The organism is Desulfovibrio piger ATCC 29098, from assembly GCF_000156375.1.
Classification (GTDB): domain Bacteria; phylum Desulfobacterota; class Desulfovibrionia; order Desulfovibrionales; family Desulfovibrionaceae; genus Desulfovibrio; species Desulfovibrio piger.
In genome coordinates, this window is sequence record NZ_DS996357.1 from 67,184 (window position 1) to 79,727 (window position 12,544).

12 protein-coding genes are annotated in these 12,544 nt (G+C 44.6%); all 12 read right to left on the bottom strand.

Annotation, left to right across the window (positions count from 1 at the left end; translation table 11 throughout):
• Window positions 1–126: 126 nt before the first annotated feature.
• The 12 genes from DESPIG_RS06520 to DESPIG_RS13235 all read right to left on the bottom strand — a co-directional run bounded on the left by DESPIG_RS06520 (window position 127) and on the right by DESPIG_RS13235 (window position 12,188).
• Window positions 127–804, bottom strand: coding sequence for an ABC transporter ATP-binding protein (locus DESPIG_RS06520; RefSeq protein WP_006006515.1), 678 nt, complete (start codon window positions 802–804; stop codon window positions 127–129).
• Window positions 801–1,577 carry an ABC transporter permease gene (locus DESPIG_RS06525; RefSeq protein WP_006006517.1) on the bottom strand — a complete coding sequence of 259 codons (777 nt, stop codon included), beginning with the start codon at window positions 1,575–1,577 and terminating at the stop codon, window positions 801–803. The genes DESPIG_RS06520 and DESPIG_RS06525 overlap by 4 nt, the downstream gene beginning before the upstream one ends.
• Window positions 1,578–1,580: 3 nt before the next feature.
• Window positions 1,581–1,928: a DVU3141 family protein gene (locus DESPIG_RS06530; protein ID WP_006006520.1), complete on the bottom strand. Its 348-nt coding sequence runs from the start codon at window positions 1,926–1,928 to the stop codon at window positions 1,581–1,583.
• Window positions 1,929–1,944: 16 nt separating this feature from the next.
• Window positions 1,945–2,886, bottom strand: coding sequence for a KpsF/GutQ family sugar-phosphate isomerase (locus DESPIG_RS06535; RefSeq protein ID WP_006006523.1), 942 nt, complete (start codon window positions 2,884–2,886; stop codon window positions 1,945–1,947).
• A gap of 13 nt (window positions 2,887–2,899) precedes the next feature.
• Window positions 2,900–4,129 carry a 3-deoxy-manno-octulosonate cytidylyltransferase gene (gene kdsB, locus DESPIG_RS13210; protein WP_081446842.1) on the bottom strand — a complete coding sequence of 410 codons (1,230 nt, stop codon included), beginning with the start codon at window positions 4,127–4,129 and terminating at the stop codon, window positions 2,900–2,902.
• A 330-nt stretch (window positions 4,130–4,459) separates the two neighbouring features.
• Window positions 4,460–5,305, bottom strand: coding sequence for a 3-deoxy-8-phosphooctulonate synthase (kdsA, locus tag DESPIG_RS06545; RefSeq protein ID WP_006006529.1), 846 nt, complete (start codon window positions 5,303–5,305; stop codon window positions 4,460–4,462).
• A gap of 5 nt (window positions 5,306–5,310) precedes the next feature.
• Window positions 5,311–6,183 (bottom strand): UTP--glucose-1-phosphate uridylyltransferase GalU, encoded by an 873-nt coding sequence (gene galU / locus DESPIG_RS06550; RefSeq protein ID WP_006006531.1) that lies wholly within the window; start codon window positions 6,181–6,183, stop codon window positions 5,311–5,313.
• 15 nt (window positions 6,184–6,198) lie between these two features.
• Window positions 6,199–7,122: an SDR family NAD(P)-dependent oxidoreductase gene (locus tag DESPIG_RS13215; RefSeq protein ID WP_006006533.1), complete on the bottom strand. Its 924-nt coding sequence runs from the start codon at window positions 7,120–7,122 to the stop codon at window positions 6,199–6,201.
• A 14-nt stretch (window positions 7,123–7,136) separates the two neighbouring features.
• Entirely contained in the window at window positions 7,137–8,438 is a 1,302-nt protein-coding gene (locus DESPIG_RS13220) for a polysaccharide pyruvyl transferase family protein (RefSeq protein WP_006006535.1), read from the bottom strand.
• 16 nt (window positions 8,439–8,454) lie between these two features.
• The gene (locus DESPIG_RS13225; protein WP_006006537.1) at window positions 8,455–10,194 is read right to left on the bottom strand and encodes a thiamine pyrophosphate-binding protein; all 1,740 of its coding nucleotides are present in this window, start codon (window positions 10,192–10,194) and stop codon (window positions 8,455–8,457) included.
• Between the two features lies 1 nt (window position 10,195).
• On the bottom strand, window positions 10,196–11,254 hold the full coding sequence (locus DESPIG_RS13230) for a glycosyltransferase family 2 protein (RefSeq protein ID WP_006006539.1): 1,059 nt from the start codon (window positions 11,252–11,254) through the stop codon (window positions 10,196–10,198).
• 25 nt (window positions 11,255–11,279) lie between these two features.
• Window positions 11,280–12,188 carry a glycosyltransferase family 2 protein gene (locus DESPIG_RS13235; RefSeq protein WP_006006541.1) on the bottom strand — a complete coding sequence of 303 codons (909 nt, stop codon included), beginning with the start codon at window positions 12,186–12,188 and terminating at the stop codon, window positions 11,280–11,282.
• Window positions 12,189–12,544 lie beyond the last annotated feature (356 nt).

Here is a 12,544-nt window from a genome sequence, read left to right on the forward strand (position 1 = left end):
GGCTTCGCTGCGGGAGTGGGCGTCGGCTTGGGAGCTTGAGCCGGAGTTGCAGGCGCAGCAGGGGAGCCCGGCGCGGCCTTTTCCGATACGGTGGCAAGGGGAAACTTTTGCTCAGGGGAGTTCGGTTCAGACATAGCGTGGATTACTAGGTTGCTTACAAATGGCGTTGTAGTATTTGACCGCCTCGGCAATCCGGTCGAAGAAAATGATCTTGCCACGATCCAGTACACCGGCCACATCGCAATGTTGTTTGATCGTGGCAATCTGGTGTGAAACTACCAGCAAAGTGGACGTACTTTTTCGTTCCAGAAAGACACGCTGACTTTTCTGACGGAAGGAAGCGTCCCCCACGGCGGTCAATTCATCGATGAGATAAAAATCGAAACCAATGGCCATACTGAGCCCAAAGGCCAGTTTGGCCGCCATGCCGGAAGAATAGGTCTTGACCGGCATGTCCAGGTAGTCTTCCAGTTCAGTAAACTCCTCTACGAAGGACGTCACCTGCCGGATGTCCGCCTTGTAAATCCGGCAGACGAAGCGCAAGTTCTCCCGTCCGGTAAGACTGCCGTGGAAACAACCACTGAAGCCGATGGGCCAGGAGACCCGACTGGTACGTTCTACTGTGCCATGATCTGGCGTGATGGCACCGCCGAGAATGCGCATCAGAGTTGATTTGCCCGCTCCGTTGCGCCCCAGGATTCCGACATTGACACCAGGGACGAAATCCACGCTTAGGTCGTCGAGGATGAGGCGGCGCCCGGCCTTCATGCGGTAGGTTTTGGTCACGTTACGCAGGCGGATCATTGGGCCACTCTCCGGCGCACATAACGTTCCAGCAACAATCCAAAAAACAAGGATCCCAAAGTCACCTGCACCACATACCAAAAATCCGCATACTGGGAAATATAGCCATTGGCCAGGGACATGCGGACGAGTTCAATAATCTGCATGATGGGATTGAGCATCAGGAAATCGCCTACTCTGTGGGAGAACGCGCTGACGGAATAGAAGATCCCCGAAGCAAAGAAGAGGATGCGCATGATCATGGGGACGACCTGTTGCAAGGCTGGCAGATAGACCGCGAGAGATCCCAGCAGAGTCCCCAGTCCCAGTCCCAGAAAAGCAGCCAGCAGCACACAGATGATGAGCATCCCCACACTAGAGATTGCTACTGTATACCCGAAAACAATCCCACATCCTAGGATAATGGCCATACTGATAACTTGAGTGGCAGTGACAACAAGGCAACGCGCCAGCATGATATCCAGGGGGGTTACCTGAGGAAAGGTTAGTAGTGCACGGTTTCCATCGATGGCGGTCATACATTTGCTGATAGTCTGGCTGATAATATACCAGACGCCGAAACCAGCCACCAAGTAGGTCAACACTGTCATCCCATGGGGAGCAGATGCATGGGCAAAATGGCGGATAGCCCAGAAGACGGCTACGCCAAAGGCCGCCTGAATAATAGCCCAGAGATAGCCCAAGCTTTTGCCACCGTAAAGTGTGTGCACTTCACGTAGGGCCAGAGCTAGAATGACACGCACCTGCGTATCCAGCGCGGGAGCCGTTGTCATAATCTAAAGGGCCCCCTGAGGAAAAATACGGGGAGCCAGACGCCATGCTTGCTCTTTCTTGTCACGGCAGACCGCGATACGGGAGATGCCTCCAGAGCTGTTGACAAGACCTTCACGGCAGAGTTCACCGAGGGCAGAGATATAATCTTCGCGCGTGGTCACCGTCACATAGTCACCGTAGCTTGTGCCGGAAAAAGACGCGGAGGCGCCGGGATGGCTATCTCCCAAAAAATTGGCCATCTGCTGGTCAGGAGACAGTACTGGCTGGTTCGCCGGAGCAGCCTGATCGTTATTGCGGGGAGCACAAGCTGCCAGCAGCAGGCATACCACGAGAGGAAGCAGACGTTTCATTACCATTTTTCCTTGGTTACAGCATGTCATGGACATGGATGAATCCTATCACACGGTCATGATCAACCACAAAGGAGCTGGTGATCTTGCGTTCTGCCAGTAATGCCAGAGCCTTTTCCACCAGACATTCGGGCGACAGTGAAAAAGGATGTAATGACATAATGTCCCGTGCTTTTTTTTGCAACAGGTCCGGGGCCATATGGCGTCGCAGATCTCCATCCGAGATGAAGCCGATCAGTTTGCCTTTTTCTGTGACTCCGACAGCGCCAAAGCCCTTGCTGCTCATGATGTAGATGACATCGCCCATGGGAGTATCCGGATCGGCCAGGGGCAGGGTCTCTCCCACATGCATGATCTCCTTGACCTGCCGGAGTTTTTTCCCCAGTTTCCCGCCGGGGTGGAATCGCCGGAAATCTTCCGGGCGAAAGCCGTGCGCCTGCAAGAGCGTCAGAGCCAGAGCATCCCCCAGGGCAAGCTGCATGGTAGTGGATGTCGTGGGGGCGCAACCGATAGGGCAGGCTTCCTTCACATCAGGAAGCTGTAACACATAATCGGCATTTTTTCCCAGCATGCTGTCAGGCCGTTTTGTGACGGCAACAAGTGGTAGGCGATAGCGGGCCGCATAGGCGATGATGTCCGTTAATTCCTGGGTCTCTCCCGAGTTTGAGAAGGCAAGTACGGCGTCCCCCTTGGCCAGCATGCCCAGATCCCCATGGCTGGCTTCCGCCGGGTGGATGAAGAAGGCGGGACTGCCCGTAGAAGCCAATGTAGCTGCAACCTTGCGCGCTACATGACCGCTCTTGCCCATGCCGGTAACTGCGATGCGTCCATCTATATGCAGCAAGCAGTCTACAGCTTCATCAAAAGCGGTGTCCAGGCTGTCCGCCAGTACACGCAGGGCGTCTGCCTCCTGGTAGAGGACAGTTGCCGCTGTCGGGATGAATTTACCTTGAGTCATACGAATGGCCTTATCATTGTGGCAGAAGCATATCCACAAGTTCGCGGAAGGCCCCCTGGCCGCCCTGGGTTTGCAGGACGATGTCTGCCGCACGTTTGACCTCGTCCCGGGCATTGGCCACAGTTACCCCCAGCCCGCAGCAGGCGAATCCATCCAGATCAGGCAGATCATCGCCGATAAACAGGGCTTCGTGTGCACTGACGCCCGCCTCCTGCAGTAGACTTTCGCAGGCTGCGCGTTTTTCGACCTTGCCCAGACGGAACATGTCGATCCCCAAATCGTTCAGACGACGGCGTAGGGCCGGACAGTCCCGGCCGGACAGGACTGCCACGCGGATGCCCGCTTTGCGGAGCATGACCATGCCTAGACCATCCTGAGCGTGGAAGCGTTTGATGCATTCGCCATCCGGGCCATAATACAGCCCTCCATCGGTCAGTACACCGTCCACATCAGTGATGACCAGGCGGATGTCTGCCAGTGAAGTTGTAGCGGGCGTCGCAGGCGCAGAAGTAGAGAATTCTTTGCCCTTCACGATGGCCCTGACCCGCTCCAGGTCTTCAGGCGTATCCACACCCGGCGCGCACGGTGGAAGTTCCACGGTCTGGATGCCGACGCCATGCTGCAGCAGGCGCAGTTGTTCCAGTTTTTCCGTGCGTTCCAACATCCCCGGCTCATGATCCGCGAAGATCTTCAGGGCGTCCGGGCGATAGGCATACATGCCCATATGTCCCCAATAGGCGCCCGTCCCTTCTTCGTCCCGGTCAAAAGGGATACGGGCCCGGCTGAAATAAAGGGCCGCACCGCTATCGCTGCGTACGATCTTGACCAAGTTGGGGTCGCAGGCCTGCTCGTAGCTGATTCTGTAGCAAGGGGTCGCAGCTGCCATATGCGGGCAGTCACGCAAGGCTTCCACCAGCTTGTCCACATCAGCCGGGCGCAGCAGGGGCTCATCGCCCTGGACATTCAGATAGATATCTGCCTCTTCCTGCCGGGCCACTTCCACAAGGCGATCCGTACCGGAAGCGCATCGGGAAGAGGTCAGGATGGCCCGGCCGCCAAAGTCTTCTACGGCCTGGATGATGCGGGCATCATCCGTAGCTACCAGCACCGCATCCACCAAGGTGGCTTTCTGGACAGCTTCATAGACACGCCGGATCATGGGCTTGCCGCAAATATTCAGCAGGGGCTTGCCCGGCAGGCGGGTAGAGGCATACCGGGCGGGAATGACGACTAGGGTACGCATATGTTGATGTCCTTGTTGGCTGCTTATGGAGCAGAAATATTATATTCTGTCCTATTTATTATATTTTGAACATTTTTTACATGCTTTATATCCTGCCATTGTTGCCTCCCGCACAGATTTAAAAGGGACAAAAGAATATTTATTATAGTATTCTGAGCAGAATGAATTATGAAATTTATGTGTTTTTACATTTCCATGATATTTTACCATATAGATTGCTGCCAAGAGAGGCAGGGGAAATACGATGCACAAAATGATGGCAATGATTTTTTTGAACATACTTTTTATATACGATTTTGTATAAACTAGTAAGTTCAAGGACGCTGACGGCTAGAGTACGCATACCGTAACTTCCTTGTCCATTTTTGCCATACCTGCCTTGGCAATACGATCCAGATCCTTGAGCGTAGCCAGCAGAGATGGCAGGGCTGTGAAGGGCAGCATGTTGGGGCCGTCGCAGGGAGCGACATCGGGATCAGGATGGGTCTCCAGGAAAAGCCCGGCCACCCCCACGGCCACGGCCGCACGGGCCAGGGGGGCCACAAATTCCCGCTGACCGCCGCTCTTGCCGTCGCCCGCACCGGGCAGCTGCACGGAATGGGTAGCATCGAAGATGACAGGATGCCCGGTTTTCTTCATGATTTCCAGTCCGCGCATGTCCACGACCAGATTGTTGTAGCCGAAGCTGCTGCCACGTTCACACAGACATATGCGCTCATTGCCCGTACTGCAGGCCTTGGCCAGCACGTGACGCATCTCCCAGGGCGAAAGAAACTGTCCCTTTTTGATATTCACCGGTTTTCCCGTAGCCGCCGCGGCCAGCAGCAAGTCAGTTTGTCGACAGAGGAATGCCGGGATCTGCAACATGTCCACTGCTTCGGCCACGGGTATGGCCTGTTCCGGCAAATGGATATCCGTAATGACGGGAACATCGTAGCGTTCCCGCACTTCCGCCAGGATGGACAGCCCTTCTGTCATTCCCACGCCACGATAGGAGGCGCCGGAACTGCGGTTGGCCTTGTCGAAACTGGACTTGAAGATCAGGGGAACACCGGCCTGAAGGAAGATCTCCTTCAGGGCCGCGGCCGCTTCCAATGTCTGTTGCCGGCCCTCGATGGCACAAGGGCCGGCGATAACAGACAGGGGACCAGTATTGGAAAAACGGATGCTCAGCATGATTGTTATTCGAACTGGATGATGTTTTTCAGCTTTTTCAAAAGGTCATACCGCAAGTTCTCATCTTGCAGGCCAAAGTAGATATTGGCTGTGAGATAATCGCTCCAGTTACCGGCGTCAAAGCGGATGCCGGCCAGTTTCACCGCCAACATCCCCTTTTCGCGGGCCCGGGCCTTCAGGGCATCCGTCAGCTGGATCTCACCGCCATGACCGGGTTCCACCTTGTCCAGATAATCGAAGATATCCGGGAACAGGGCATATCTGCCGACCACGGCAAGACGGGAAGGCGCCTTGTCCACAGCAGGTTTTTCCACCATATCCCGTACGCGGTAGACACCGGGAGCGATCTCTTCGCCGTCGATGATACCGTATTTGCTGACTTCTTCCTGTGGGACTTCCATCACACCGACGACAGGCATGTTCTCGGCCTGCGCCACTTCGATCAGCTGATGGATGCCGGGGACACTGCCAAACATTATATCATCCCCCAGCATGACGGCAAACGGTTCATTGGCGACGAGGTCCCTGGCGCACAGGACAGCGTGCCCCAGGCCGCGTTGCTGCTTTTGCCTGACGGACATGATGTTGACCATTTCGGCTACCTGATGGATCTCGGCCAGCTTGTCCTGCTTGCCGCCCCGCTGCAGGACGGCTTCAAGCTGCAGGTTGTAATCGAAATAGTCCTCGATGACGCTTTTGTCCCTGTTGGTGACGAAGATGGCGCTGGTCACGCCGGAACGCAGGGCTTCCTCCATGACGTACTGGATGACCGGCCTGTTGTAGATGGGCAGCATCTCCTTGGGCACATTCTTGCTGGCCGGCAGGGAACGTGTCCCCCAGCCGGCCACAGGGACGACGACTTTGCGGAAAGGTTGCATCTTATCACCTATGAATTATTTTCTAACTTTAATATTGATTCCGAATAATGTGTATAATTTATAAGTTGGAAATGTTTTTTGTTTAAAAAAATTTATTCCGAATAAAGATAATACATATTCTTTATTAGGAATAGAACAAGCTAAAGCTCTTTCTTTTGAATTTTTGAGATCAGATAATATATAATCAACTTCTGTTGATATCTGTATGAGAGCATCCTTTCCTAAAATTAGACGACGTGGAAGTTTATCTTTTTCCACGGTGTCTATAACTGAATTGATTGCTAAAGTTAAATTGTTTGTAAAATTCCTGTCGTATTTTTTATAGAACAATGGTATTCCTTTATATTCTGGAATTTGTGTACCTTTTCGTGAATGGTTTTTTAAAACTTCAGTGCCAGGAAAAAAGCCGAGCTCAATAGCCATAACTCTACAAAAGCGCTGTGCTTCATGCCAAATAACGGCTGTAAGACCTTCTAAGGCATGCTTTGAGGAACAGTATGCAGCCCCAAATGCTCGAACTGATATTCCACTTTGTGAAGTATTATTAATTATTGTACCATATTTTTTTTCTCTAAAATACGGCAAAAAAATTTTCATCGTGTTATATGCGCCCCAATAATTAACCTCTATAACATTTCTCATCTCTTCATTTGATATTTCTTCAAATGTTAAATTTGATGATATACCTGCATTATTTATAAGAACATCAATCGATCCAAAACGGGATATGCCTTCAGAAAAAGCTTTTTTGATTTCATCTTCATTCGTAACATCGACAGAAAGGCATAATGCCTTGTCATCGTGGAACGAAGGAATACGCCTTGCAACAGCAATGACATTATAGCCTCGGTTTAATAGTTGTTTACACATTTCATAGCCAATACCGCTAGAAGCTCCAGTTACAAACCAAGTTTGAATTTTTATTTTATCTGTGTTCATAATCTATGCGTTCCTTATTTTTTTATTAAAAAACTTTTTATTTTATGTAGTAGATTTTTATGTTTCACTGAATTATTTGCATTTTTATATTTTTCTATTTTTTCTTCAAGATCACGAATCCGTTTCTCTAAATTAAGGAAACGTTCAGGGAAGGCTAAGGGTTCTGCTAGTTTTAATTCGACCCATTTTTTATAAAAAGCCCAATCATCGTCATCGATCCCTTCAGCTTTGTTGAGGCTAAAACTATTAAAAGCCTTCCTATGATCTACTGGCTTCCAGGGGTCTTTATATTGAGGAGTATTTTTAAGAGAATTTTTTAGGAAATTAAGTGATCTTTTTTTGAGTTCAACTAATCGATGATTAACTTCTTCATAATCTATCTTTTTTTCAAAAGACTCTATCGTTATATCATCCAGGGATGATACGATACGAGAGGTATCTATTCCGAACATACTTAGCAGAGATGGGATACGAGCATTACCATTAAATTCTTCATGCATTACAGGAATAAATTGTTTGTTGAAAATAATTGAAAAAACTGCGCCATGGAACGAATTTGTGATCACGTAGGTAGCATTTTTTATGAGTGCAAGCCATTCTGCGACAGGTCTCATTTTGCCCGATTCATCTCTAATAGGATCTATAATAGGATATTTTTCTCTGAGAGATTTCATATAACTTTTGTTTGAATGAAATTCTTTTGCCTTAGCGCTAAGGAAGACCCCGCAAATATAAGGTACCTTAGGGAGTCTTACTTTTTCTCCTTGGATAATTTCATCATATTCCGATGGAGAAAGTAAAAAAGTTGGATCGAGAACTTGTACAGCATTTATTGAAAAATCATTTTTACATATATCAACTCCAGAATTCTCTCGGACAGAAATTGCGTCAAAACGTTTGAGCAAGGTATAGGCCATGGAGCGAGATAAGCTACCATCATATGCATCGTGGCCAAAGCTAGCTGCATAGCTAATCAAACTGCAGGAGCCACTCGCCCAACTAAGCATATAAATATCTGTTTTAAACATGCGCCAAACCTGGTCTGATCCTACAATAATGTAGTCCCACTTATTACAATCAGCCTGTAAGGCCATCTTTTGTGTATATTCTTTAGACATCGGAGCTAAATATTTACCACGAAAATGTAAAAATGCTCCTACTCCAAAAGCTTTTTGTGCAACGTAGTTGATAATCTCTGTTCGATATCCAAGAGATTCGACTGTTTTTTTTAGTGAGTATGCAACTAAAACGGCACCATAATTATTAGCAAAGTGGAAATTGAGCAATCCAACTTTTGGGGAAGTATTTTTATTCATCAGCAATGCTCCTTTGTTATTTTAATTTTAGGCAAGAAAGTAATTTATCCCTGAAGCGATGCTGCTCTGTAGGATGAGATAATAAAGATGCATTCTGGGGAGGGATTTTTTCTTTTCTTTTTTTTGATGCCCGAATAGTATTTATTCCAATTATTTCATCTTCTTTTTTGGTAAATACTTCAAATAGAACTGGGTGTTTAAAATGAGCAATGTCCGGATTGCAAAAAATATCTATATTCGATAGAAATTCTTCTTTGCTAGATGCAGACATATAATCAAATCCACAGCTCACTGCCCATTCTTTTGCTTTTCCAAAATGTCCTTGTGCTGCAATAAATTCATCAATATTGTATCTATCTAAATTTTTTTGATGCTGTTGATCAATGGCAAATTCAGCGCCTAATCCATTATTAATGAGTAAGATACGTATATTATTTTTGATATGCCGATTTCCGAGTGCATTCATATCATAAAAGAAGGCAAGATCTCCTATTTGAGCGAAGCATAGACGATTCGTAAGAGATTGTCCCAATAAAGTTGATAAAGCTCCATCTATACCAAATCCTCCTACATTGCTGACAACATCTATATTAGTTGCAAACTCGAAAAAATTTATACTTCGAAGAGAATTTAATATTGAAGCATGAAAAATAGATCCAGCAGGAATCCTTTTTACATATTGTTGAGCAATATATGGTGTCGAAAAAGGAAGATCATTGATACAAATATCTTCTAGTTCTTTAGTGATTTCTTCAAAATAGTTGCAGATAGAGATATCTAATGTATGCTGTGAGAAACATTTAAAAAAATACTCTTCGTCACAGTGAAAAAGGTGTGTAACTAATCCTGCGCGTTGTTTAACATTCAAACTATCTGATAATCTCCATACTGATGCTTTTTTAAAAAGCCGTGAGAGGGAGTATTGTCCACAAACTTCTCCTAAGTCTATCATAATATCAGGAAGGTTCTCTGTTTCCAAAATATCACATATTTGAGCAATAAGAACCTTATTCTTACCATGATAGTTTGATGTGTGATCTACAAAAACAGGTGCATGGTATTTTTCTGCAAATTTTGATATATAATATGTCAGATTTGGTGACATTTTGTTGTGAGATCCAATGAAAATGCCGATACGCTTATTGCTAAAATTTTTGAGAAGGACCTCCAGATTGTCAATAAGCGTATATGCAGAGTTATATTCTATTTTATGGACAGTAGGGAGAGAAGTTGTGCAAAACTTGTATGTAAAATGTAAAATGTTGATATGTACTGGACCTCTTCCATAGATGCACTTTATTAGTGTATCATTCAATAACAATTCACAACGCTTTTGAGCGATTGTTCCAGTTATTTGGGGAAGGGTAGTGGAACGTAATTTGATATCATTTTGAGATGTTGATCTGTCTATATACTGGGGGGTTAATAGCAAGTCTCCATATTCATAACCAAAAGTTATTGCAATGATAGGTAGTTTTCTATAAAAAGCTTCTGTTAATGCAGAAAGGTAATTACGGCTTGCTGTTGCTCCTGTGCAACATATTACGACAGGTTCATTTGTTTCAAAGGCTAAACCAGTTGCAAAATATCCAGCGCTACGTTCATCAACAACAGAATACGGTTTGAAAAAGGAATCACATTGAATACTAGCGCTGAATGCGCTATTTCTTGTTCCTGGTGAAAGAATAATATTTTTTATATTATATGCTTTAAGCATTGATATTACGATTTGTGTAGTTTTATCGTCTGTATACATATTAGCCTCCATTGATGTTGTATGTTTTTGTGTTAACAGCTATGCCAAGTATGTATGTTGTATAATAATTAGGGGAATATACTATTTTTACTATCGGAATGTTTAGTATAGTATATTTTTTTATGCAATTCTTCTTTGATACTTTTATATATTTTAGAAATGTATAACTGTATAATGATGGAAACTCATAATTTTTTATTCCTAATTCTTGAGCTTTCAGATATAGTTTCTTTTTGTATTCTATTTTAAGTCTATTCTGTAGTTTTTTGTCTCTCATTTTTGAAACATTCATCCACCAAAAGCATTTTTCCATAATACGTAAATGGAATTTGAGAGGCAAACGGGCGACCATTTCATCGTGGCCGCGTATGGTTTCGCAAAGAGCTTTATCTGCTTTGGATAATCCTAGTGGATTCCAATAATAATTATAACTATATGTATCAAGAAGAGAAATTCTTTTTGCTAGCAATTCTTGAGGCTTCCAAAAGCATTGATCTTCCGATCCTTTTATATGTTCAGGAAAGTATACTTGATACTTTTTCCAGAAGCTGCGCCGTATTGAACAACGCCAGCAATAATCGACAAGAAATATAAGCTTCTCGGCTGTATCAAAGCGATGTATATCTGATCCAAACCTAGAAATAAACTTTGCGAGTTCATGGTTATATATAATGCTATCTGGATTTATTTGTTTAAAAGATATTATGTTGATATCCGAATTTGTCTCTTTCATTTTTATATATATGTCATTGAAATGACATTCATCTACGTCATCATCACTATCAACAAAGCCAATAATTTCTCCCTTGGCAATTTTTAATGCTGCATTTCGAGCTTTTGCTGCACCTTGATTTTTATCAAAATTAATAATTTTTATGCGAGAATCATTTCTTTTGAACTCAGTTAATACTTGGAGAGTGGTATCACTTGAGGCATCATTGATGCAGATAATTTCAATCTCTTTGAGAATGGAATTACATACAGAAGTGAGACATCTATGCAGTGTTTTTTCTGCATTATAGCAAGGGATGATTATAGAGAATTTTATAGTCTGTTTCATTTGTTTTCCCTTTTATGCTTATCAGCTAACTAAAGATAACTAGTAGTATATTTTTTATTATTGTTCTTTTATGGTATAACTTTTGTCTCCATAAATAAGGAAATGAAGTCCGTAATATAGATATTTTTTGGTATTTATTTAAATATCTTGCACGAAAACGTAGAGTTAAAAATAAATTTTTTATCATCAATGAGTGCAAAAGTTCTAAATTATATGTTGCTGACAAAAAAAGAAGCTCCAAGACGCCTTGAATGTGGTCTTGACTTTCTTTTTGAAGCCAATGGGTAGATTTATGTTCTTTTCGATAGCTGTAAACCCATGCTGTTAGTGCATAAAATTGTTGAGCAGCTAACATAGCATTAACAAAAAATAAAGGATCTTCAAAACGTAACCGGATAGGAAAGTTTAATTTATATATTTTTAAAAAAGAGTTTTTATATAGGAAACGATAAAATCCACCATCATACTGATAATCTCTATAGTTAATCCATCCATCCTTCTCAAAATATTGATCAGGAATTTTCATATCCAGGATATTTCCGTCAGCATCTATTTTATAAAGAGATCCGCCACAGATGTTGGCTTTTTTTTCTACGGCTGTACAGTAAAGTTTTTTTAGGACGTCAGCGTTCGGGTACAAGTCATCGCTATCCATAAAAGCAATATATTCTCCACGGGCAATGGCCATACCATCATTGCGTGCCGGACCGGCACCTGTGGATTCGTCATGATGGATGATGGTAATCCGGGAGTCCTGGGCTGCGTAGGCTTCGGCAACGGCATCGCTTCCATCCGTAGATGCGTCATCAATGATGATGATTTCGATATTATGTAATGTTTGTCCCGTAACACTGTCGAGGCATTCCCGAAAGTAGCGGCCGCTGTTTCGTACAGGGATGATGACACTGACAGCAGGTGCATTGAAGGAAGGCATGCGGAAGCTCCGAAGTCAAGGCATTACTAAGCCTGTTTAGCAGACTGGCTAGACCTTAGTAGGTAGCCCTGCTGGGTTATTTTGGCAACTTTTGCTCTTTATTTTATCCTTTGTATAAATATTAAAATAAAACAATATGATAGAGGTTGTTTTTTGTGAGAGAGCATCTAGTCGACTTTCGAATTATCGATTTACTTGTTTTTTTAATGTGTTATTGATACCGAAAAATCATTCCACATCAATGCGATAAGATTTTTGAGGGGGAGCTTCGTGGACTAGGAGGTAACAAGGCCTGCACCCTCTATCATAAAAGAGACGCTATTCCCGACAAATATTGTTCTAGTTACCATGCTTGC

Bases quoted from the DNA above. Each gene is read 5' to 3' on its own strand.
- DESPIG_RS06530 (WP_006006520.1), bottom strand. From the start codon at position 1,928: ATGAAACGTCTGCTTCCTCTCGTGGTATGCCTGCTGCTGGCAGCTTGT.
- kdsB (WP_081446842.1), bottom strand. From the start codon at position 4,129: ATGCGTACCCTAGTCGTCATTCCCGCCCGGTATGCCTCTACCCGCCTG.
- kdsA (WP_006006529.1), bottom strand. From the start codon at position 5,305: ATGCTGAGCATCCGTTTTTCCAATACTGGTCCCCTGTCTGTTATCGCC.
- DESPIG_RS13225 (WP_006006537.1), bottom strand. From the start codon at position 10,194: ATGTATACAGACGATAAAACTACACAAATCGTAATATCAATGCTTAAA.
- DESPIG_RS13220 (WP_006006535.1), bottom strand. From the start codon at position 8,438: ATGAATAAAAATACTTCCCCAAAAGTTGGATTGCTCAATTTCCACTTT.
- DESPIG_RS06535 (WP_006006523.1), bottom strand. From the start codon at position 2,886: ATGACTCAAGGTAAATTCATCCCGACAGCGGCAACTGTCCTCTACCAG.
- DESPIG_RS06520 (WP_006006515.1), bottom strand. From the start codon at position 804: ATGATCCGCCTGCGTAACGTGACCAAAACCTACCGCATGAAGGCCGGG.
- DESPIG_RS13230 (WP_006006539.1), bottom strand. From the start codon at position 11,254: ATGAAACAGACTATAAAATTCTCTATAATCATCCCTTGCTATAATGCA.
- DESPIG_RS13215 (WP_006006533.1), bottom strand. From the start codon at position 7,122: ATGAACACAGATAAAATAAAAATTCAAACTTGGTTTGTAACTGGAGCT.
- DESPIG_RS06525 (WP_006006517.1), bottom strand. From the start codon at position 1,577: ATGACAACGGCTCCCGCGCTGGATACGCAGGTGCGTGTCATTCTAGCT.
- DESPIG_RS13235 (WP_006006541.1), bottom strand. From the start codon at position 12,188: ATGCCTTCCTTCAATGCACCTGCTGTCAGTGTCATCATCCCTGTACGA.
- galU (WP_006006531.1), bottom strand. From the start codon at position 6,183: ATGCAACCTTTCCGCAAAGTCGTCGTCCCTGTGGCCGGCTGGGGGACA.